16 protein-coding genes are annotated in these 20,234 nt (G+C 45.7%); 3 read left to right on the top strand and 13 right to left on the bottom strand.

Annotated elements, in window-relative coordinates; translation table 11 throughout:
* Nucleotides 1-57 precede the first annotated feature (57 nt).
* The gene (locus ABK447_RS07045; protein ID WP_025285032.1) at nucleotides 58-783 is read left to right on the top strand and encodes a MurR/RpiR family transcriptional regulator; all 726 of its coding nucleotides are present in this window, start codon (nucleotides 58-60) and stop codon (nucleotides 781-783) included.
* An 84-nt stretch (nucleotides 784-867) separates the two neighbouring features.
* On the opposite strand, the gene manA is transcribed toward ABK447_RS07045, so the two are convergent.
* From manA to ABK447_RS07015, 6 genes are all read right to left on the bottom strand, one after another.
* The gene (gene manA, locus ABK447_RS07040; RefSeq protein ID WP_015240265.1) at nucleotides 868-1,815 is read right to left on the bottom strand and encodes a mannose-6-phosphate isomerase, class I; all 948 of its coding nucleotides are present in this window, start codon (nucleotides 1,813-1,815) and stop codon (nucleotides 868-870) included.
* A gap of 14 nt (nucleotides 1,816-1,829) precedes the next feature.
* Nucleotides 1,830-3,788: a fructose-specific PTS transporter subunit EIIC gene (locus tag ABK447_RS07035; RefSeq protein WP_015240266.1), complete on the bottom strand. Its 1,959-nt coding sequence runs from the start codon at nucleotides 3,786-3,788 to the stop codon at nucleotides 1,830-1,832.
* A 152-nt stretch (nucleotides 3,789-3,940) separates the two neighbouring features.
* Nucleotides 3,941-5,893: a BglG family transcription antiterminator gene (locus ABK447_RS07030; protein ID WP_015240267.1), complete on the bottom strand. Its 1,953-nt coding sequence runs from the start codon at nucleotides 5,891-5,893 to the stop codon at nucleotides 3,941-3,943.
* 229 nt (nucleotides 5,894-6,122) lie between these two features.
* Nucleotides 6,123-7,040: an MBL fold metallo-hydrolase gene (locus ABK447_RS07025; protein WP_015240268.1), complete on the bottom strand. Its 918-nt coding sequence runs from the start codon at nucleotides 7,038-7,040 to the stop codon at nucleotides 6,123-6,125.
* Between the two features lie 44 nt (nucleotides 7,041-7,084).
* Nucleotides 7,085-7,567, bottom strand: a complete 483-nt coding sequence (gene ybaK / locus ABK447_RS07020; RefSeq protein ID WP_012118054.1) for a Cys-tRNA(Pro) deacylase — start codon at nucleotides 7,565-7,567, stop codon at nucleotides 7,085-7,087.
* A gap of 67 nt (nucleotides 7,568-7,634) precedes the next feature.
* Entirely contained in the window at nucleotides 7,635-8,519 is an 885-nt protein-coding gene (locus tag ABK447_RS07015) for a LysR family transcriptional regulator (RefSeq protein ID WP_015240269.1), read from the bottom strand.
* Nucleotides 8,520-8,643: 124 nt separating this feature from the next.
* On the opposite strand from ABK447_RS07015, the gene ABK447_RS07010 reads away from it, so the two are divergent.
* A complete protein-coding gene (locus ABK447_RS07010; RefSeq protein ID WP_094031862.1) occupies nucleotides 8,644-9,852 on the top strand; it encodes an MFS transporter in 1,209 nt (402 codons plus the stop codon).
* Nucleotides 9,853-10,001: 149 nt separating this feature from the next.
* On the opposite strand, the gene ABK447_RS07005 is transcribed toward ABK447_RS07010, so the two are convergent.
* The 7 genes from ABK447_RS07005 to ABK447_RS06975 form a co-directional block, all read right to left on the bottom strand.
* On the bottom strand, nucleotides 10,002-13,163 hold the full coding sequence (locus tag ABK447_RS07005; RefSeq protein WP_042635378.1) for a bifunctional cytochrome P450/NADPH--P450 reductase: 3,162 nt from the start codon (nucleotides 13,161-13,163) through the stop codon (nucleotides 10,002-10,004).
* 27 nt (nucleotides 13,164-13,190) lie between these two features.
* On the bottom strand, nucleotides 13,191-13,757 hold the full coding sequence (locus ABK447_RS07000) for a TetR/AcrR family transcriptional regulator (RefSeq protein WP_003152789.1): 567 nt from the start codon (nucleotides 13,755-13,757) through the stop codon (nucleotides 13,191-13,193).
* A 209-nt stretch (nucleotides 13,758-13,966) separates the two neighbouring features.
* The gene (locus ABK447_RS06995; RefSeq protein ID WP_007408228.1) at nucleotides 13,967-14,506 is read right to left on the bottom strand and encodes a class I SAM-dependent methyltransferase; all 540 of its coding nucleotides are present in this window, start codon (nucleotides 14,504-14,506) and stop codon (nucleotides 13,967-13,969) included.
* Nucleotides 14,507-14,678: 172 nt separating this feature from the next.
* Nucleotides 14,679-14,834 carry a hypothetical protein gene (locus tag ABK447_RS06990; protein WP_164463361.1) on the bottom strand — a complete coding sequence of 52 codons (156 nt, stop codon included), beginning with the start codon at nucleotides 14,832-14,834 and terminating at the stop codon, nucleotides 14,679-14,681.
* A 172-nt stretch (nucleotides 14,835-15,006) separates the two neighbouring features.
* Complete coding sequence (locus ABK447_RS06985) at nucleotides 15,007-15,147, bottom strand: YrzI family small protein (RefSeq protein WP_003152787.1); 141 nt, start codon at nucleotides 15,145-15,147, stop codon at nucleotides 15,007-15,009.
* 389 nt (nucleotides 15,148-15,536) lie between these two features.
* Nucleotides 15,537-16,337: a formate/nitrite transporter family protein gene (locus ABK447_RS06980; RefSeq protein ID WP_007408225.1), complete on the bottom strand. Its 801-nt coding sequence runs from the start codon at nucleotides 16,335-16,337 to the stop codon at nucleotides 15,537-15,539.
* Nucleotides 16,338-16,603: 266 nt separating this feature from the next.
* Nucleotides 16,604-16,972, bottom strand: a complete 369-nt coding sequence (locus ABK447_RS06975; protein ID WP_007408224.1) for a DUF2294 domain-containing protein — start codon at nucleotides 16,970-16,972, stop codon at nucleotides 16,604-16,606.
* A gap of 306 nt (nucleotides 16,973-17,278) precedes the next feature.
* Here ABK447_RS06975 and fdhF point away from each other — a divergent pair, with 306 nt between their 5' ends.
* Complete coding sequence (fdhF, locus tag ABK447_RS06970; RefSeq protein ID WP_100001722.1) at nucleotides 17,279-20,221, top strand: formate dehydrogenase subunit alpha; 2,943 nt, start codon at nucleotides 17,279-17,281, stop codon at nucleotides 20,219-20,221.
* Nucleotides 20,222-20,234 lie beyond the last annotated feature (13 nt).

The raw sequence follows: 20,234 nt of genomic DNA, 5'->3' as shown, positions 1-20,234 counted from the left end.
GATATGTTACGATTAGATGTACATTCACCATTCTCATAAAAAGGAGAATCCCCCTGCATGTTCACACACGAAATGATTGCTTCATTTAACGAGCTTGAAACTTCTTTATACAACTACATCTCCCAAAACAGCGAGAAAGTCGTCTATATGCGAATCCGTGAATTGGCAAATGAAACCCATGTATCTACGGCTTCTATTTTACGTTTCTGCAAAAAAATAAACTGTGAAGGGTTTTCGGAGTTTAAGGTGAAGCTGAAAATGTATACGGAGGCAAATAAAAAAACGATTTTAAAGAGTCCCCATCATTCCGTTGCCGAATTTTTTGAAAGAACAGTAAGCGGAGGGATGGAAGAAAAGCTGAAGGAAGCAGCAGCCCTTGCGGCGGATGCAGAAAGCGTTATTTTTATCGGAGTGGGAAGTTCAGGAATTCTCGCCGAATACGGAGCCAGATATTTTTCGTGCTTAGGGAAACTTTCAATGTATATTAAAGATCCTTACTTTCCGGCCCATTCCCATTTCCGCCATAACAGCATCACAATCGCATTATCGGTTTCAGGTGAAGGAGATTCTACGGTGACTCATCTGAATCAGCTGAAACAAGAAGGCAGCCGGGTCATCAGTATTACAAATCATAAACATTCAACCATTGCCAAAATGTCCGATGTGAATATTTCATATTACGTGACGGAAGAATGGGTTGAAAATGCGAATATCACCACCCAAATCCCCGCTATGTACATACTTGAATCAATGGCTCGGGAGATATACAAATTGAGAGAATAAATTCAGGAACGAAAACACTGATACACTGGAGATTTCGCCCTTTTTGTAAAACCCTTCTCTGATGCCAGAGAAGGGTTTTGAGGATCACAGATGAGACACAATACAATTTGCATGGCCTGCCAGTTTATATTCTCCCAAACCGGAAGGCAGGAGAATATGATCTCCTTTTCTAAAGGGATATTCATGCCCGCCTGCAATCATTATTCCGTCTCCTTCGATCACGCTGACAAGAAGGAAGGGATGATGCTGGAATAGATTTGCTTCACCTTTTACAACCCACTTTTCGACTGAAAAATAAGGACATTCTATTAAAACAGCTGCCAGCAAATCATCTGTTTGTTTATATTGAACGGTCGGCCGTTCACGGACAGATGGAACGTCTATCACTTCTATACTTTTTTTCAAATGGAGCTCGCGCATCCTGCCGTCCGCATCTTTTCTTCCGTAGTCATACAATCTGTAAGTCGTATCTGAATTTTGCTGCGTCTCTAAAATAAGTGTGCCCTTTCCAATCGCGTGTACGGTGCCGCTTGGGACAAAGAAGAAATCTCCCGGCATTACCTTAACTCTGTTCAGGAGCCCGTCCCATTCTCCCCGCTCAATCATGGACATCAGTTCTTCTTTTGTTGTTGCGTTGTGGCCGAAAATGATCTCCGCATCTTTTTCACAATCAATGATATACCAGCATTCGGTTTTTCCAAGTTCCCCGTTTTCATGCATTTTGGCAAAGTCATCATTCGGATGCACCTGAACGGACAGGTCTTGGTCCGCGTCCAAAATTTTTGTAAGAAGAGGAAAACGGTCTCCTTCAAGGTTTCCGAATAAATCTCTGTGATGCTCCCACAATTCACCGAGCGTACATCCTTTATACATGCCGTTTCGAACTGTGCTCTGTCCATTTTGATGAGCGGCGAAGGCCCAGCACTCCCCTGTCCGCTCGGACGGAATATTATAGTGAAAATCACGCAGGGCGGCGCCTCCCCAGATTCTTTCTTTGAAAACCGGATTGAAAAATATCGGTTCAGTAGACATGATCATCCCCCGCTTTATTCGATTTCTTCCAGAAGCTCATACGCCTCTTCTTTTGTCTGAACGGAGAGCAGCCTTTCCCGATAGCTGTCATCCATCAGTTTTCGGGATAACATCTGCAATATTTTCAGATGCTGATTTCCGCCGCTTTCCTTCGGTACGGCAATCATAAAAATCAGTTTTGCATCAGAACCATCAAGGCTGTTCCAGTCAACACCCGAACGTCTTATTCCGAATGCGACACCCGGCGTTTTGACGGCTTCAGACTTTCCGTGCGGAATGGCGATATTCATACCTATCGCCGTGGTTCCCTGCTGTTCCCGGCTCAAAATGGCCTGCTTAAATCCGCTGTCAGACAGCAGCATACCTTTACGGGACATTTTCTCGATCATTTCATCGATAATGTCATCCCTCGTTTCGCCGGATAAATGCGGTTCAATCAAGTCCGTACTGATAATGTCAGTCAGTTTTTTGATTTCGGTCATCCCGGCTTTTCGGCTGTCAGCCTGAGATGGTTCCTTTGTTTCTTTTGCCGCTGCAGCTTCATTTGGTGCGGCAGACGGCAGCACCTCGCCGGGCGCGGGGGATTTCGCCATATCTTTCTTCAGTACATTAACCAACAGAGCGGTGACAAGAGAACCTGCTGTTACAGCGATAAAAAACATCAGTACATGATCTACTGCTCCAAGTACAGCAACGATGGGGCCGCCGTGTGCCACTCTGTCCCCCACATGGCCGATCATCGCTATCACCGATCCGGTCATAGAACCCGCCATAATACTCGGGATCACACGAAGGGGGTCTTGGGCCGCAAATGGAATGGCTCCTTCCGTGATACCGAAAAGGCCCATCGTAAATGATGCTTTTCCCATTTCTTTTTCTGCGGCGGCGAATTTTCTTTTTCCTAAAAACGTTGCAATCCCAAGCCCTATCGGCGGTATACAAATGGAAACGGCAATCGGGCCCATGATTTCATAATTTCCTTCTCCGATCATTGCCGATCCGAAAAGAAAGGCCACCTTGTTTACGGGTCCTCCCATATCAAAGGAGATCATCGCTCCTAAAATCAATGCCAGAAGAATTGAACTCGAACCTTTCATTCCCGCAAGCCAAACCGTTAATGATGCGAAAATATGAGCGACGGGGGCGCCGATCAGAAATACAAACGCCAAACCGACGATCAGTGAGGCAAACACCGGAATAATAATGATCGGCATAATCGGCTGTATTGCTTTAGGAACTTTACATTTTTTGATTCCAAGCGCCGCATATCCCGCCAAAAATCCCGCAATGATTCCTCCAAGAAATCCTGCGCCGCTTGCACTGTCGTAAAAGCTGCCGGATGCCGCAATATATCCGCCGATCATTCCGGGGACAAGACCCGGCTTATCAGCGATGCTGAACGCGATGTACCCGGCTAAAATCGGGATCATGAATGAAAAAGAAGCACTGCCGATCTGTTCAATCGTCTTCCAAAAAGACTCGTCCGGAATGACTAAGCCCTTTGGTGTTTTTTCTCCTCCAAGCGTCAATGCAACCGCTATCAATAATCCGCCGACGACAATGAAAGGAACCATAAAAGAAACGCCGTTCATTAAATGACGGTAAATCGGGTTTTGTTTTTTGCCCTGCTGACTTGCGGATTCAGCTTTTGAAGCAGATTGATAGACCGGCACTTCACTGCTAAGCGCTTTTTGAATTAATTCTTCCGGTTTGCGGATGCCTTCCTGAACCCCGACGGCCAGCAGCTTTTTTCCCGCGAATCGGTCTTTGTTCACCGAGCGGTCCGCCGCGATAATGATTGCGTCTGCTTCCCGGATTTCCTCTTCGGTCAGCCTATTTTCCACCCCGATTCCGCCCTGGGTTTCCACTTTGATCTCAACGCCTAATCTGCCGGCTGCTTTTTGTAAATTTTCAGCAGCCATATACGTATGGGCAATGCCGTTCGGACATGATGTAATCGCTAACAGTTTCATATAAATCCTCCTTTGCAGTCTGAATTTCAAGATCTTGTCTCAACTTTATACTGAAATCAGCCTGTGATAAGCGCGTTTTTTTACCATAAGTTCCGGAAATAACGGCATTTTTCCCTATAAACAGAAAAAAAGCAGGGAGCCATTCCCTGCTTTTAATAGTTTAAATACGATAAAAACGTCATCACATTTTTTTCTTCCGTCAGTTTTTGAATAAATGCCGGCTGCTCGCTAAGATAGGAAAGCTCACTGAATAATTGCTTTACCTTGTTTTGATCTTCGTGTTTGACGGCAAGCATAAAAACGAGCGACACCTTTTCTGTCCCCCATTCAATCGGCTCTTTTAAGGTGGCGATTGCAATGGCTGATTGTTTGATATATTTAGAGTTCGCGTGAGGGATGGCAATACCCGCCCCGATATTTGTCGCCGACATTTTTTCTCTCATTACTGCATGAATGCCATACTCTTTTTCTACATAGCCTTTTTCATACAAAGCCTGCGCCAGCTTTTCAATGACCTGATAACGGTGCTCTGTCTCTTGCTGTAAAAAAACGAGAAACGGAGTCGTGTCGTTCAGCATTTTAAACGTTTTTTGCTCCCGGCGATGTGATGTATCAAGCTGTTGCATAAATGCGCTGAGCTTCTTTTCATCAGCAGACTCCAAAAGCGGTGATACGACAATATGAGGGATCGTTACATTTCCAAGCCCTATCGTAGAAATGACGAAATCTATATCTTTATGCTTTTTGATATACTCTGTCAGCTCCGCTTTTGCGATACAGTCTTTTACCGTAATGTGATGAAATTTGCGTTCAATTTTAGTCCGCAGCAATTGCGACATGCCAATGCCCATATGGCAGACGATGATCGTCCTTTTAGGGTTATGACTGTTTCGGCGCAGCCGTTCGATCGCTGCCTGAAAATGCAGCGTCAAATAGGCCGCCTCTTCTTCAGGAATATAAAGATCAAATGTTTGATTGATGTCTTCTAAAACGTCAATGATAAGATGAAACAAATAAGGGTACATTTTTTTGATGTCGTGAAGCATGGGGTTTGAAACAGAGAGATCATAGCTCAGCCGCTTCAACACCGGATCGAGATGAATGTTCAATCCGTTGATTAGTTCCTGGTCTTTATGAAAATCCAGCATTTGCAGTTCTGAAACACGATTGATCAAATGCCTGACGACTTTGGAAAGCTCAGAATCTTCAAGATCAAGCTTCTTTTCTTGCTGCGATGGATAGCGGACTTTCCCGCCTATTATATGTAAAGTTAAATAGACGGCTTCTTCCTCAGGAAACCGGATGGCAAATACCGGCTCAAGCCGTTTTAAACAAGCCAGTGTCCATTCATATTCTTTCTTCTTTTTTACCGCGTCCAGCTGTCTTGCAGAAATGGCGACCGGCTGTTTCATTTTGATACGGCGGATAGTCAGCAATGTATGCAGCAGCAAACTTTCAAATGTTTCATCCGTAAAATAGATAGAATGGTTTTTTTGTAATAACTTGATTTCTTTTCTCACAAAGTCCGCTTCATGACTTAAAAACTTACTTTTTATAAATTGGCTTGTAAACTCCGTATTATCAATCAAATCTGAAATTCGCGCCAATGCTTTTCTTTTGTTTTTTTCGTCCCCTTCAATCTTTAAGCCAAGCCGCTGTTTAGAAACCAGTATGAGATCAAATCGCTTCAGCCACTCCTCAACCGCACTTACATCCTTTTTAATGGAAGCTCTGTTTACAAAATGCTGTGCGGCAATTTCTTTTGCGGAAACGGGCTTTGAATTCATTAATAAATCATAAGCGATGTGAAGTATTCTTTCTTCATCGGTCTTGTGCCCGCACGTAAAGTGCTCATTATAAATTTGCCGGCTTAACCGTGACCTTTCCTGTTCAGATATATGTAAATAGACGCCTAATCCCGGTTTGCGGATCAGCTGAGCTTGAGCATGTTCATTCAGGAAATCTTCAATCGTTTTCAAATCATTCCTGATCGTTTTTTCAGAACAGCGGACCCTGTCTGCGAAATCTTGCACAACTAAGTAGTCATCAGGTTCAGATAACAACAGATACAAAATCTTTTTCTGCCTTGAATTCATGTATTTCATCTGTTTTTCTATCCTTCCTGTCCGTTTCTGCTGGAGCAATTGTGATAGGTTAAATATACTGCGCATACGAAACCGTTTTCATTTTATAGTGAAACAAAAGAGTAAAAAGTTTTGTTTTTTACCGCATGTTCCGGAAAAATCATGTTTTATACAGAGACAATTCACCTTTGATTGACGTCAAAACACCAACCGTTTTTAAACGATTGGTGTCGGCAGCGAAAACCTGCTGTTACAGCCAAAATGTTTCGCCAAGCGCTAATGCTTTCAGGTTTTCAGGAGGTAATGCAAGCCGATCCCACTCGCCGTGCAGTCTGCTTAATGCTTCCGGGCCTGTATCATCAGCAAGCCGGAATGCCCCGTAATGCATGGGAATGAAGCTGTCAGCCTTCAGCTCCAAAAACGCTTTTACGGCGTCTTCCGGATTGATATGTGACACTTGCATAAACCATTCCGGTTCGTATGCTCCGATCGGCATCAGAGCCGCCTTAATACGAAACCTCTCTCCGATTTCTTTAAAGCCTTCAAAATAGCCTGTATCTCCTGCAAAATAGATGGACTCGCCGTTTTTGCTTTCTATGACCCAGCCTCCCCAATGAGAGGTATCGGTATCCCAAAGCGTTCTCCGTGTCCAGTGCTGGGCCGGAACAAATGATATATTCACCCCCCGCATCTCAAAACGATCCCACCAATTCATTTCATGAACGTTTTTGCGGCCTTTTTTGTTGAACAGCTTTTTCAATCCCGCAGGCACGTAAAAATCCGGGTTTCCTCTCAGTTTTTTTATACTCGGAAAATCAAGATGGTCATAATGCCCGTGTGAAATGAGCACGGCATCAATGTCAGGCAGTTCGCTCAATTCATATCCCGGCTCTGTCAGCCGTTTTTGAAAACCCATCCGCCGCGCCCATACAGGGTCGGTCATTATGTTAAGCCCCTGTATTTGGATCAGAAATGAAGAATGGCCGATCCAAGTTATGGCGGTTTCCGTCCGATTGACGGCAACATCACGGACATCCCTTGTGACCGCTTTCGGAATGTTCTCGCTCAAGTCTTTACTTTTTTCTCTTCGTTCTTTCATCCATTTCCACATGTCCCTGAATCCATGTTCATTCTTCACGCCATTCAAGTTTTCATATCTTTTTTTCATTATCATTCTCCCTTGACACGTGTTCTATTAGATTCATCGGACATTTATACAATGTCTGTAAATACCGCCCCGCTTGCTTCGGCTAAATCTTGAGGCGCTGCTTTCAGCTGCATTCCGATTTTCCCCGCACTGACAATCATAAACTCCAGTGTTTCAGCGGATCTATCAATAAAAGTCGGAAACCTTTTTTTCATGCCGATCGGAGAGCAGCCGCCGCGCATATAGCCGGTTACTCCCAAAAGGTCCTTCATGGCAATCATTTCTATTTTCTTCTCACCTGCCGCCTTCGCAGCTTTTTTCAGATTCAGTTCTTTTGCAACGGGAACGACAAAGACGTAATAACGATCAGTACCTGCAGATGCCACTAAGGTTTTATAAACATATTCGGCAGCGTATCCGATTTTTTGTGAAACGGAAAGACCGTCTGCGGGCTGTCCCCCTTCTGTTTTGTAACCTAATAGCTCATAGGGAATGTTTTGCTGCTCAATGATACGGACAGCATTTGTTTTCACTGTTTTTTTCGCCATGGTTTTCCTCCGTTTTCTGTATTTCTTTCTGCTTTATTTTCAACTTCGATTTTAATAAAATGACCGCTCAGTTGCGTGCTTTGTAATACTCAAGTGCAAACTGTTTAAAACGCTCAGCAGCGGGAGAAAGAGCATGGTTTTTCAGCTGGGCTAGCGCTATGGTGCGTTCGCATTGGTAATCTGCAACCGGTAGAAAAACGACCGGAAAGTATGAATGCTCCGCGGTTTTCGGCAGCACTGCAGCCCCCAGACCCGCGGCGGTCAGCCCTAATATGGTTGACACTTCCTCTCCTTCAAATGCGAGATGCGGGTGTATATTCAAATCCCGGCACATCAGATCAAACATATACCTCAGCCCGTATCCCGGTTTAAAACCCACAAAATCCTCGTCCTGCATCTCTTTCATTTGAATGCTTTTATTTCCTGCAAGCGGGTGGTTCTCAGGTAGCACCGCATAAAGAGGCTCTTTCTCCAGCACTGTCCATTGTAAAAGCTCGCTGGGAAGCGGCGGGGAGCTGAGACAGATATCCGCATCTCCCGTTTCCACCATTTTGCGAAGCGTTTCATTTGCGCCTTGATAAAGCCGGAAGGTCACGTTTGGGTATAGCTTTTTAAATTCGGCAATCAGCTGAGGCATTAAGCGCAGCCCGAGCGTATGAAGAAAAGATACAGATATTTCGCCGTGCTCCAGGCTCATATTCTTTTTCACTTGTTCAACGCCTTCATTTAAAGCTCGTCTCGCTTGTTTTGCTTTTATTAAGAACTGCTCTCCGTGCCTTGTCAGCCGGACGGCTTTTGTCTCTCTGTAAAATAACGGCGCGCCTAATTCTTCTTCGAGCCTGATAATCGATCGGCTTAATGCCGGCTGAGAAATCATTCTTTCTTTTGCCGCATTTGTGAAATGCTGATGAGCTGCCGCCGCAATGAAGTTGTCAATTTGATGAAGCTCCATTTTCTCCTTTTCCCCTTCCTCCATAACCTACACGCATTAATTCTATAGTTATTATAAATTAGACACATTGAAATGAAAAGCGTACGATACATATATAACCAACAGTGAGAAAAGAGGGACATTCATGACGTTTATTCAGCCTCATACAAATGCTTTCAGAAAGGCCAGCTTGGCTCTGTTTATCAGCGGCTTTGTGACCTTCGCCACGCTTTACACGACACAGCCGCTTCTGCCTTTGTTTTCGGAAGAGTTTCATATTTCCGCTGCGGCTGCCAGCTTAACTTTATCCATCTCAACAGCCGTTTTGGCATTTTCATTATTGGCCGCCGCTTCGTTGTCTGACGGATTCGGCAGAAAAAAATTAATGGTGCTGTCGTTAACAGCTACTTCTGTTTTAGGTCTATTAACAGCGTTCAGTCCGGCTTTTCCCGCGCTTTTGGCGATGAGGGCGCTGCTCGGTATTTTCCTGGCAGGCGTTCCGGCTGTCGCTATGACATATGTAGGCGAGGAGTTTGATCCGAAGGGCCTCGGGAAAATGATGGGCTTGTATATCAGCGGCACAAGCATCGGGGGAATGAGCGGCAGGCTGTTAACGGGGCTTCTGACCGATGTATTCGGCTGGCGGCCGGCGCTTGCCATCATCGGCATTCTTTCTATTGTATTAAGCTATTTGTTTTGGCGTTTTCTTCCGGCTCCGCGCCATTCATCTCAGCGGCATGCGGGCGTAAAAGCGGCATGTAAGGAATACGGAGCGGTCCTGCACCGCAAACGGCTGCTTTTGTTAATATCTCTGGGATTTATATTAATGGGGAGTTTTGTGACATTATATAATTATATCGGCTTTCATTTAATGGCGGCTCCTTATCATTTGTCGCAGACTGTGATCGGTTTTATTTTTATTGTCTATCTCGCGGGAACGTTCAGCTCTGTCTATATGGGGAAAAAAGCAGATCTTTTCGGAAGCGCGAAAATGATTAAGATTGCGATTTTTGTTATGCTTGCCGGCGCAGCGGTGACACTTTTGCCCCAGCTTGCGCTTAAAATCGCGGGGATTGCCGTCTTTACCTTCGGCTTTTTCGGCGCGCATTCGATCGCAAGCGCCTGGGTCGGCCGCGCAGCCGGTGATCATCGTGCGCAAGCCTCTTCATTATATCTGCTTGCATACTATATCGGTTCAAGCGTGGCAGGGTCTTGCGGCGGTTTCTTTTGGACGCATTTTCATTGGATCGGTATCATTTCATTTATTTCGGTTTTGCTATTGCTGTCTTATCCGGTTTTATTTCTGGCGGAATTCAGAAAAAAGGGACATAGCCGCCTGCATGTAAATCAATAAAAACATTAAAGATTTGTGTCTTTTGGCCGATACTAAGGATAAGGCCGGCACGATACTCCCTATAACTATTCCTTTTGATTCAGTAGATTTCAAATATCGTGCCGGCTTTCTTCAATTAAAAAACATTCTTCAGTTGTCTCACTCTTCTGTTACATACCTGCCCAAACATCTTTCGCATATCTTCCTTCCGCCTGCAGCTGTTCAAGCCACTCCAAGGAAACTTTTGAATCGGTGTTATGCACCTTTTCATACGCCTGAAGCAGTACATTTTCGACAGCCGGAGCCATTTTGCTTCCGTCACCGCATATATAGAGATGGCCGCCTTGGTCAAGAAGGGCAATAATTTGTGCAGCCTCGCGAAGCAGAACATCCTGTACATATACTTTACAGTCCTGATCTAACCTGGAATACGCCCGATGCACGGTGACAAGGCCGTTTTTCTCCGCATGGTCGAATTCATCTTTGTACAGATCGTCTTCCTCGGGATGCCTGCAGCCGAAGTATAAATGAGCTTCGCCCAGGCTGTTACCGGACATTTTTTCGGCAGCCCGCGCCTGGATAAATCCCCTGAACGGCGCAATTCCTGTGCCTGCTCCGACCATAATGAGAGGCGTTTTCGGATTTTCAGGCAATGCGAAACCCGACTGCGGCGAGCGGATGAAACAGACGGCAGAATCGCCTTTTTGTAATCCGGCTAAATAGTTCGAAGCCACGCCCCGGTATTCCCCACGGCCGCTCCATGCCGGAGCCGTCACAACGCCGACCGTGATACTGAGCTCCCCGCTGGTTGCCTTCGGTGAGCTTGAGATTGAATAATAGCGCGCCTTTAAGGACGGCAGAAGTTCTAAAAAGCGCTCAAACGGCAGTTCACATGCAGGATAATCTTCCAGCAGGTCCAGCATGGTCATTCGTTTTTTCAGCACGTTTTCTTTATATGCCGCATCATCAGAATAAAGATGCTCCAATTCTTTTTGGTGCGGCGGGCACACGGTATGTGCGGCAAGTTCGCGAAGCTGGGCTCTCGTTGCCGGCTCCTGCAGCTCTACATAGGACGCCAAAAGCTCCGGCGCATTAACCGGCCGGTCCATCGGCAGATGAGGCAGCTGCCGGCCCTTGATCTTAAAGTGCTGGTTCGGATCAAGACCGAATCGGCGAATGACACGGCTGATCAGTTCCCCGCTGTTTTGCGGAAGCACCCCGAGATGATCTCCTTCCTGATACGTTTCTGTTTCGGGGAGACGCAGCTCAATATGCCGGACTGAGCGCTTGCTGCTTTCGGTATGAAGCTCTTTGTTCGTGATGACCTCCGCCTCAAATGCTTTGTACGTTTTGGCAATCGGCGTCTCGGCTGCTTCACTTACGTATTCGATTGATAACTGTGATTTGTTTGTCTGTTTTGGAGCGGCCTCTATATGAAAAGCCTTCATGATGTCCTTCCAGAATGAGTCTTCCCAGGCTTCCTGACTGTACTCAAAATCATCGGCATTGTCGCCCTCCCCGATAGAGGTCAGCCGTTTTGCCCCTTTTTCTTCAAGCACTTTGTCTATCAGGCGGGGGATCCTTTGGTAAGTGGCGGCCCAGTTGCGGTCTCCGCAGCCGAAGACGGCGTAAGAAACACCCTTTAATTCCTGATCTTCAAGGGTTTCCATCCATTTCACAAAACCCGCCGCATTATCAGGCGGCGCCCCGTTATAAGAAGCCGTAACAATAACGACCGCGCCTTTTACAGGCAGTTTCCCGGCATAATCATCGAGCGGGCCGGTTTCAGTTGAAAATCCTTTGCTTCTTCCGATATCAGCCAGCTCTTCCGCGATTCCTTCCGCAGTTCCTAAATTTGATCCGTAAAGAATGAGAAGCGGCGTTCCGTGGGACGGGATTTCTTTCGTTTCTTCTTTGTGACCGCTTCCTTCAGCTTTATGGTTTTGTACGGGCTGATGATTGGACACGTCCTTGTTTTTCACACGGATTTTAAAATCACCGGGCTTAATGGTTAGAGCTTCTTTAATCGTAAGCTCATAATCAGTATGATCAATCAGTTCAAAATGTTTCAGGACAAGGCCGAGCACCATTGTCGCTTCCTGCAGGGCAAACTGCATCCCGATGCATGCGCGCTGTCCGTTTCCAAACGGCTTATACGCGTCAGCCGGAATTGCCGCGGGATCGCTGAACCTTTCCGGGCGGAATAACTCGGCATCTTCTCCCCACGCGCTTTTATCCCGGTGCAGCTGCGGAGTCAGAATCGTCACCGGCTGTCCCTTCGCAATCGGATATTTCCCGCCGAGAACCGTATCTTCTTTCGCGTACAGAGAAAATGCCGGGGCAGTCGGATACAGCCGCAAAGTCTCGTTTAGCACCATGCGGATATATGTCAGCTGCTGAATCTGCTTATATTCAGGGGTCTCTCCCGTCAGCACCCGCTCGGCTTCCTGAACGGCTTTTTTCAATTTATCTTTATTTTTCAGCAGGCAGTATATCGCAAAAGAAAGCAGCCCGCTTGTGGTTTCATGCCCCGCGATCAAAAAAGTAATGATTTGATAACGGATATTTTCATCATCCAGCCTTTCCCCCGTTACAGGGTCTTTCGCTTCAAGCATCAATGCTAAAAGGTCAGACAGATTCTCATCCGGATTTTCCCTCCGCTCAGCGATGATCCGGTCTACAAGCGAATTCATCTCTTCAATATCCTGCTGGAACTGATGTCTCGTTTTGATCATCAGCTTGTCCTGCAGGCTGTGTCTCTGTGATTGGCGCATTGCCTCCTGCAGCGCACGAAGCATACTTGTGATAAAAGGATGCTGTGTGTCGCGGTAAAAGCTGTTAAAGCGGTAATGAAATCCGCACAGGCCGATTGTATCCAGCGTCAGGCGCGTCATATCTTCGGCAACGTCAATTTCTTCATTCGGATTTAATCTGCTCCACTTCTGCACGAGCTGCATGGCAATATCCAGCATCATTGAATGATAGCCTTTCATCGCCTTCTGGCTGAAGCTCGGCAATAAAATCCGATGCGCTTTCTGCCAATTCTTTTCGTGAGTCCAGCTCGTAAATAGTCCGTCACCGCCAAACTCACGGACCTTCAGCAAAGCTTTGCTGAGATTTTTGTCAAATCGCTTTTCATCACAGACTTCTGCCGCGAGCTCGCGGCCTGAGACGAAGACCCCGACAGAGCTCGGAAATTCAAAACGAAAGATCGGGCCGTATTCTTCGGCAATTTTCCAAAGCGATTGTGACAGTTTTTCTTTTTCCAAGTGAGGGAGATTTTTCAGAGGCCCGTATGTTTTCGGCTGCGGTATAGCGCTTAGCTGTTTCATATCGATCTTCCTTCCTTCGGCGAATAATTAATGAGTTCTGATGGCATCCCAAGAACATTGTTCCAATTCTTTCAAAAACGGTTTTGTTATTTCGACGCTTCCCGTCCGGATAAGCTGATAGAGTTTGAGATATGCCCCGAGCAGCAGCGCCATCAGCACATTGGACGGCAGATTGCGGAGCACACCTTCAGACTTGCCGCGCTGAAAAAAGACGTCAAGCATCTGTGTTATTTCATCAAGAAGCTTACGGCTCGTTTCATTCAGAAAGTAGGCGTCCTTATTCGTTTCAAGAAAAAACAATGCATACTCACTTTCCTTCGTAAAATCAATCAGACAATAAAACAGGTGATGAAACCCTTCTCTTACAGATATCCCCTGAAAGTCCGTTTTGACTTTTTTCATAAAACGCTGCGCACTTTCCTGATACAGTACGTTCACAAGTGTCTCTTTACTGTCAAAGTAACGGTAAATTGTGCCGGTTCCAACATCGGCCTGAGCGGCAATCATCGGAATCGTCGTGGCGTCAAATCCTCTATCTGTAAACAAAGTAAGCGACGCTTTCATAATGAGTTCAACCTTGTTTGAAGCTGTCATTTCATCCCCCTTTCTAAATGCGGAATGAATATTCATTCCGTTTGTTCAAAATATTTAAAATGTACGGTCATCTGATTACTATTGTATAAGAAAAAAACTTTTTTTAATATAAAATATATGTGAAATAACCAAAAATAAGGAAATATGCCCAATTTCACAAAAAGAGCTGCAGTGACTTAAGCAGCTCTTTTTATTTCCCAAGAAATATTCTATTTAATGGCAGTAATAAAATGGAATGAATCTCTGCTGACAACTGAAATGTCTCTGAAATGCTGATCATAGAGCACCTCAATCACATCCTTTTCACTCATCCGCGAAGGTTTCAAAACCATATAGAAACACCCGTCAATTTGAAGAACGCGGTACACTTCTTTACATGCTGTCCGGTAATCGCTGACTGTTTCAGCAGTATGTAATGAGAAGACTTTATGAAAACTGCGGTCGCGGAACGGTATGCTTTCCGGCCTCCCCTGCTGAATGTTTCCGAGCCCGGCTTTTATAACCGAACGGTTTGCGCGCTGTGTTTTCCGTATTTTACGTTTCGATGTTTCTATGCTTTTAAGACTGCCCTTTTCAAGCTGTCCGATGATTTGTTTAAACATTGAGCCGTTTCCGGTCCCGATTTCCAAAATGCGGTCGTATTCCTGTATGTCCATCAATATTTGCTGAATGACTGACTCCGCCGGTTCTGATGCAGCAAAGTATTTCGCGCGCATTCGTTTTAATGCTGAAGATGTATGTTGCAACATTGTATAACACCCGCTTTTCCATTCCTGTGATTTATTATTCAGAAATAATATTACCTCGTATTAGTATGAGGTACTAACTAGACGCACTTCTCTTCATGAACGTTTCGATTTATTTGAAATTTATATTTGTTTTCATAAAAAAAAGACGGAAAACGTAGGTTTTCCGCCTGCTCTAGTACCAATAACACGGTGCTATATATCTTGTCTGCCGGGAAAGCGCCGCCATTCTCTGCCGGCGATACGGGTTGCCGTAGCCGTGTTTAAATGAATGGGGCATTGACGCATACCCGTGCCCGATGGATGGAATTCTGTTCTGACCGCCTTGCATGCTATCACCCGCTTACCAATTTTTCTTTCTTTACCATGGTATGCAGGCCGTCTGCGACGTGACAGCAACATCCTCGCTAAACCTGGTCCTTCTCCATTGTGTAATGATTCAGCAGTTCAATTCTGAACATGATGATCTCCTCCTTCTCCTCCGTTTTGGCCCTTCGTGTCCGTTAGTTCATATAAAAGTGTTTCAGCTGGCGTTCTTTCGCTTCATTATAAAACTCTTCGACCTGCTGTTCTCGTTCATACTCTTCCGCACTTTTAAAACGCTTTGAAATGGTCAGTGTTAAAAAGAAAAGATTAATGGTCATTATCGCTCACCCCCTTTCAATATCCGCACAAGCGAAAATAACCCGCAGCAAAGTTCATATGCGCTGCGGGCAGACTAAATCCGCAGACAAAAGAAGACGGTGCTTCTTTCCCTGCGGGGAGCTGCGAATGTCCTGATACTCCGAAATTAACGTGCTTGACGGGCAGAGGTTAAGGAAGGACACGAACTCTTCCACAGGCTGAATCGGTTCAATTGTAGATTTTGATTGCCGTTTAACGTCGTCATGTGATTCAACCTCCCTTTGCTTTTTTCTTACTTTGTAAGTATATCCATCAGCTTCCATTTTGTAAACATTTTTTTCAAGATTTGGACGGAAAATGTGCTGGCATTCCGCTTCAATTGTCCGTGTTTTCCGGCATCTTTCTTACCTCAGGAAACTCTTTTCATCCCTTGCTTTTTCTGATCTTTTTTTGAATATGCAATAAAATAAATAAGGCCGACAAACACTGCCCCGCCGATGACATTCCCGATAAAGGCCGGAATGAGATTGCCAATCAGATCACCCCACGAAAAAGAACCTGCAAATATCGCAGCCGGGATGATAAACATATTGGCTACAACGTGCTGAAAACCAATTGCGACAAACGCCATAATCGGAAACCATATACCCGCGATTTTTCCGGCTCCGTCTTCTGCACCGAAAGAAAGCCAGACGGCCAAACAGACAAGCCAGTTACAGCCGATCGCCGAAACAATGACTTTTCCAAACGGCATATCCAATTTGCCTTGTGCGACCGCAATTGTTTTTTCCAAGTAAGGTCCTGTTTCGGTTAATCCGACAACATGTCCGAAAAAGTAAGCGACAAACAGTGCGCCGACAAGATTCATCAACGTCACGATCACCCAATTTTTCACTAATGCACCGGCGGATATTCTTCTGGAAAACAGCGCCATGGATACCGACATCATATTTCCCGTAATCAGCTCCGCGCCGGCAAGAACGACGAGCACCAATCCGATGGGAAACACGGACGCCCCGATTAAACTCGACAGGCTTCCCCATTCTTTCGGAAGGTCGCCGATGACACGGATATCAAGCAAATAACCGAGTGCGATAAACGCTCCTCCCAAAAATCCTAATACAATCAGTGCTGAAAGCGGTGAATGCACCTTTTTTACCCCTGATTCGACCGCAAGCTCCGCTATTTCGTCCGGTTTACGAAAAGCCATAATAACCCCTCCATTTATCATTTCAGCCCGCAGTTTCCAAAGACGCCTAACAAAAAAGGCAGCATTCAACTAACCCGTCTGAAAAAACGGGGTTTGAATGCTGCCTAACTTGTATGCATACCCATACAACAATATCAAGCAGAATGAAAATATGCGGTATAGAATATGTACAGATCATGCACACATTCCATAAAAAATCGTCCTTAGGCCACTGCTGGCAGTTCATATCATATCAAATGTGACAATTTCGTGTCAATTGAATATTGTCAGCTTTTGATTTCTTCTTTATGCTCTTCAATTGAGCGGTCAAAGACAAACACCGATACGGCAATATTTTCCTCTATTTTAATATCTGAAAACAGATGCACAAGCTTTGCTCCGATGAGCTCTTCCATTCCGTCAGGCGTTTGTTTTGAATACAGTTCCTGAATTAAGCTGGTACGCGCCGCATGAACCATTTCTCTTCCTTCAGGCGTGCGTGCGATAAACTGCTCACTTGCGCTTAGATTGCCGTAAAGTGTAGATACCGCCATGTTATCCACAAAAACGGTGTGAATTCGTTCAGGCCCCTTTCCAAATAATTCTTTGCGCAATTTCCGGATAATATCGTTAAATTCATGAATTTTTTTAGACATATTGTCCCCTCCGATTTTAGCCTATGAAAGACATTCCCGGTTCCCCTTTGTGACATTTCACCTGGTTAAAGTTTTCCTTTCGTATTGTATTATAATAAATATCACCTTATAATAAAAGCAGTGAAGATGGATTTGTAATAGGAAACGTGTTATGAGTCTATCGTTTTATACAAATAGGATTGGTCTGTTAGTAAGACTTGCTAGTGAACTATTCCGCCATGCGTATTTATACCGTTTTCCGTACAGGAGGCCGGTATCTATGTGCATGGCTTTTTTTCGAGTTTAAAAGATGGAGGGGAATTGGAAGTGACAGACGTTCAGTCTATCCGTGTCAAAATTGACGGCACGGAGTATGAAGCACCAGAGGGGTCTAAGATTTTAGATATTTTAAACCAAAACGGAATTGAGATTCCGCAAATATGCCATGTACCGGAAGTGGATCCGATTCAAACATGTGACACCTGTATTGTTGAAGTAAACGGGAAATTGCAGCGCTCTTGTTCCACGGCTGCAGAAAACGGGATGTCCATCTCGCTTACGTCGGGAAGGGTAAAAGAGGCTCAGACAGAGGCCATGGACCGCCTGCTCGAGAATCACCTGCTTTACTGTACGGTATGCGATAACAACAACGGCAACTGCACACTGCATAATACAGCGGAAATGATGGGAATTGAGCATCAGAAATATCCGTATACGCCGAAAGATGATTCAAAGTGCGCGGTTGATATGTCTCACCCGTTTTACCGCTATGATCCGAACCAATGCATCGCCTGCGGCCAATGTGTGGAAGTGTGTCAAAACCTTCAGGTGAATGAGACCCTTTCAATTGATTGGGAGCGCGACCGCCCGCGGGTCATTTGGGATGAAGGCGTCGCCATTAATGAATCTTCCTGCGTCAGCTGCGGCCAGTGTGTCACTGTCTGTCCTTGTAACGCACTGATGGAAAAATCAATGCTCGGCCAAGCCGGATTTATGACAGGAATAAAAGAAGATGTCATGGAACCGATGATTGATTTAGTGAAAAATGTTGAACCCGACTATACAAGCATCTTCGCCGTGTCTGAAGTGGAAGCGGCTATGCGCGATAAACGGACGAAAAAAACAAAAACAGTCTGCACGTTCTGCGGCGTCGGATGCTCTTTTGAAGTATGGACAAAAGGACGTGACATCCTTAAAATTCAGCCTGTTTCTGATGCTCCGGTTAACGCGATTTCCACTTGTGTGAAAGGGAAATTCGGCTGGGACTTCGTGAATTCGGAAGAACGGATTACAAAACCGCTTATCCGGAAAAACGGCGCATTTGTTGAATCGTCATGGGAAGAAGCTCTTGATCTTGTCGCTTCAAGACTCGGTTCGATCAAGGCCGAACACGGAAATGGTTCTGTCGGTTTTATTTCTTCTTCTAAAATTACGAATGAAGACAACTATGTCATCCAAAAATTAGCGCGCCAAGTATTTGAAACCAACAACGTGGATAACTGCTCACGCTACTGCCAGTCACCGGCAACGGACGGCTTATTCCGCACCGTCGGTATGGGCGGAGACGCCGGCACAATTAAAGATATCGCAAAAGCGGGCCTCGTGCTCATCGTCGGCGCCAATCCGGCGGAAGGACATCCGGTTCTGGCCACACGCGTGAAACGCGCCCATAAACTGCACGGCCAAAAACTGATTGTTGCCGATCTGCGCAGAAATGAAATGGCTGAACGGTCCGACCTCTTTATCAGCCCGAAACAAGGGACTGACCAGGTCTGGCTCATGGCAGTAACGAAATATATGATTGACCAAGGCTGGCACGATCAAGCGTTTATTGATGAAAATGTCAACTACTTTGATGATTATAAAGAAACGCTGGAAAAATACACATTGGAATATGCGGAGCGCATCACCGGACTTTCTCAGAATACGATCATCCGCATTGCCGAAATGATTCGTGATGCAGACGGCACTTGTGTTCTTTGGGGCATGGGCGTTACTCAAAATACAGGCGGCTCTGATACATCAGCGGCGATTTCCAACCTGCTGCTTGCCACAGGAAACTACCGCCGTCCGGGCGCCGGAGCCTATCCGCTGCGGGGACATAACAACGTTCAAGGCGCTTGCGATATGGGAACTCTTCCAGGCTGGCTTCCGGGGTATCAGCATATTACCGATGATGCGGCACGCGCTAAATTCGAAAAAGCTTACGGTGTTGAAATTGACGGCAAGCCGGGTCTTGATAATATCGAAATGCTCCATGCGATTGAAGAAGGAAACATGAAAGCCATGTATCTCGTCGGTGAAGATATGGCGCTCGTCGATTCAAACGCCAACCATGTTCATAACATTTTATCCAGCCTTGATTTCTTTGTTGTGCAGGATATTTTCCTTTCAAGAACGGCGCAATACGCGGATGTCATCCTGCCTGCGGTTCCATCTCTTGAAAAAGACGGAACATTTACAAACACAGAGCGGCGTGTGCAAAGATTGTATCAGGCGCTTCCGACACTCGGCGATGCAAAACCCGACTGGTGGATTATTCAGGAAGTCGCCAATCGTTTAGGCGCTGATTGGAATTACACGCATCCTAGCGACATTTTCTCAGAAATGGCGAGCCTTTCTCCGCTGTTCGGAAAAGCAAGTTATGACGTTCTTAGCGGCTGGAACAGCTTCTTGTGGGGAAGCTTTACGGGAGAAAGCACTCCGCTTCTTTATGAAGACGGCTTTAACTTCCCGGACAAAAAAGCCCGTTTTGCGCTGAGCGATTGGGTGGAGCCTGCTGTATTCCCTGAAGAATATGACCTGCATATTAACAACGGACGGATGCTTGAACATTTCCACGAAGGAAACATGACAAACAAGTCAAAAGGCATTCAGTCTAAAGTTCCGGATGTATTTGTTGAAGTATCGCCGGAGCTCGCGGCTGAACGCGGAATTTGCGACGGAACAATGATCCGGCTCGTCTCTCCTTTTGGGGCGGTTAAATTGAACGCGCTTGTGACAGACCGCGTCCGCGCAAATGAGCTTTATCTGCCGATGAACTCTACAGATAAAGATTCTGCGATTAATTTCCTGACCGGGCCTGCGTATGATTCACGGACACATACACCTGCCTATAAGCAGACAAAAGTCCGCATGGAAGTGCTTGGTTCCTGTGATACTCCGCCGCTTCCGAAAACAAATCCGCGGAACAAAAAACGTCATCCGCAAAACGGTGTGGAAGCTCAGCGAAAATGGAACCGTCCGGGCTATGTGCACTTAACTGATTAAGGAAAGGAGGAAA

This window comes from Bacillus sp. hwrm1 (genome assembly GCF_040207805.1).
Lineage (GTDB): Bacteria > Bacillota > Bacilli > Bacillales > Bacillaceae > Bacillus > Bacillus velezensis.
This window is presented reverse-complemented; position numbering and strand designations above follow the sequence as displayed.

Coding starts and splice junctions, on each gene's coding strand:
- ABK447_RS07015 (WP_015240269.1), bottom strand. CDS start 8,519: ATGGAGCTTCATCAAATTGACAACTTCATTGCGGCGGCAGCTCATCAG.
- ABK447_RS06975 (WP_007408224.1), bottom strand. CDS start 16,972: ATGTCTAAAAAAATTCATGAATTTAACGATATTATCCGGAAATTGCGC.
- manA (WP_015240265.1), bottom strand. CDS start 1,815: ATGTCTACTGAACCGATATTTTTCAATCCGGTTTTCAAAGAAAGAATC.
- ybaK (WP_012118054.1), bottom strand. CDS start 7,567: ATGGCGAAAAAAACAGTGAAAACAAATGCTGTCCGTATCATTGAGCAG.
- ABK447_RS06980 (WP_007408225.1), bottom strand. CDS start 16,337: ATGGCTTTTCGTAAACCGGACGAAATAGCGGAGCTTGCGGTCGAATCA.
- ABK447_RS06985 (WP_003152787.1), bottom strand. CDS start 15,147: ATGACCATTAATCTTTTCTTTTTAACACTGACCATTTCAAAGCGTTTT.
- ABK447_RS07035 (WP_015240266.1), bottom strand. CDS start 3,788: ATGAAACTGTTAGCGATTACATCATGTCCGAACGGCATTGCCCATACG.
- ABK447_RS06990 (WP_164463361.1), bottom strand. CDS start 14,834: ATGCAAGGCGGTCAGAACAGAATTCCATCCATCGGGCACGGGTATGCG.
- ABK447_RS07025 (WP_015240268.1), bottom strand. CDS start 7,040: ATGAAAAAAAGATATGAAAACTTGAATGGCGTGAAGAATGAACATGGA.
- ABK447_RS06995 (WP_007408228.1), bottom strand. CDS start 14,506: ATGTTGCAACATACATCTTCAGCATTAAAACGAATGCGCGCGAAATAC.
- ABK447_RS07045 (WP_025285032.1), top strand. CDS start 58: ATGTTCACACACGAAATGATTGCTTCATTTAACGAGCTTGAAACTTCT.
- ABK447_RS07030 (WP_015240267.1), bottom strand. CDS start 5,893: ATGAAATACATGAATTCAAGGCAGAAAAAGATTTTGTATCTGTTGTTA.
- ABK447_RS07005 (WP_042635378.1), bottom strand. CDS start 13,163: ATGAAACAGCTAAGCGCTATACCGCAGCCGAAAACATACGGGCCTCTG.
- ABK447_RS07010 (WP_094031862.1), top strand. CDS start 8,644: ATGACGTTTATTCAGCCTCATACAAATGCTTTCAGAAAGGCCAGCTTG.
- ABK447_RS07000 (WP_003152789.1), bottom strand. CDS start 13,757: ATGACAGCTTCAAACAAGGTTGAACTCATTATGAAAGCGTCGCTTACT.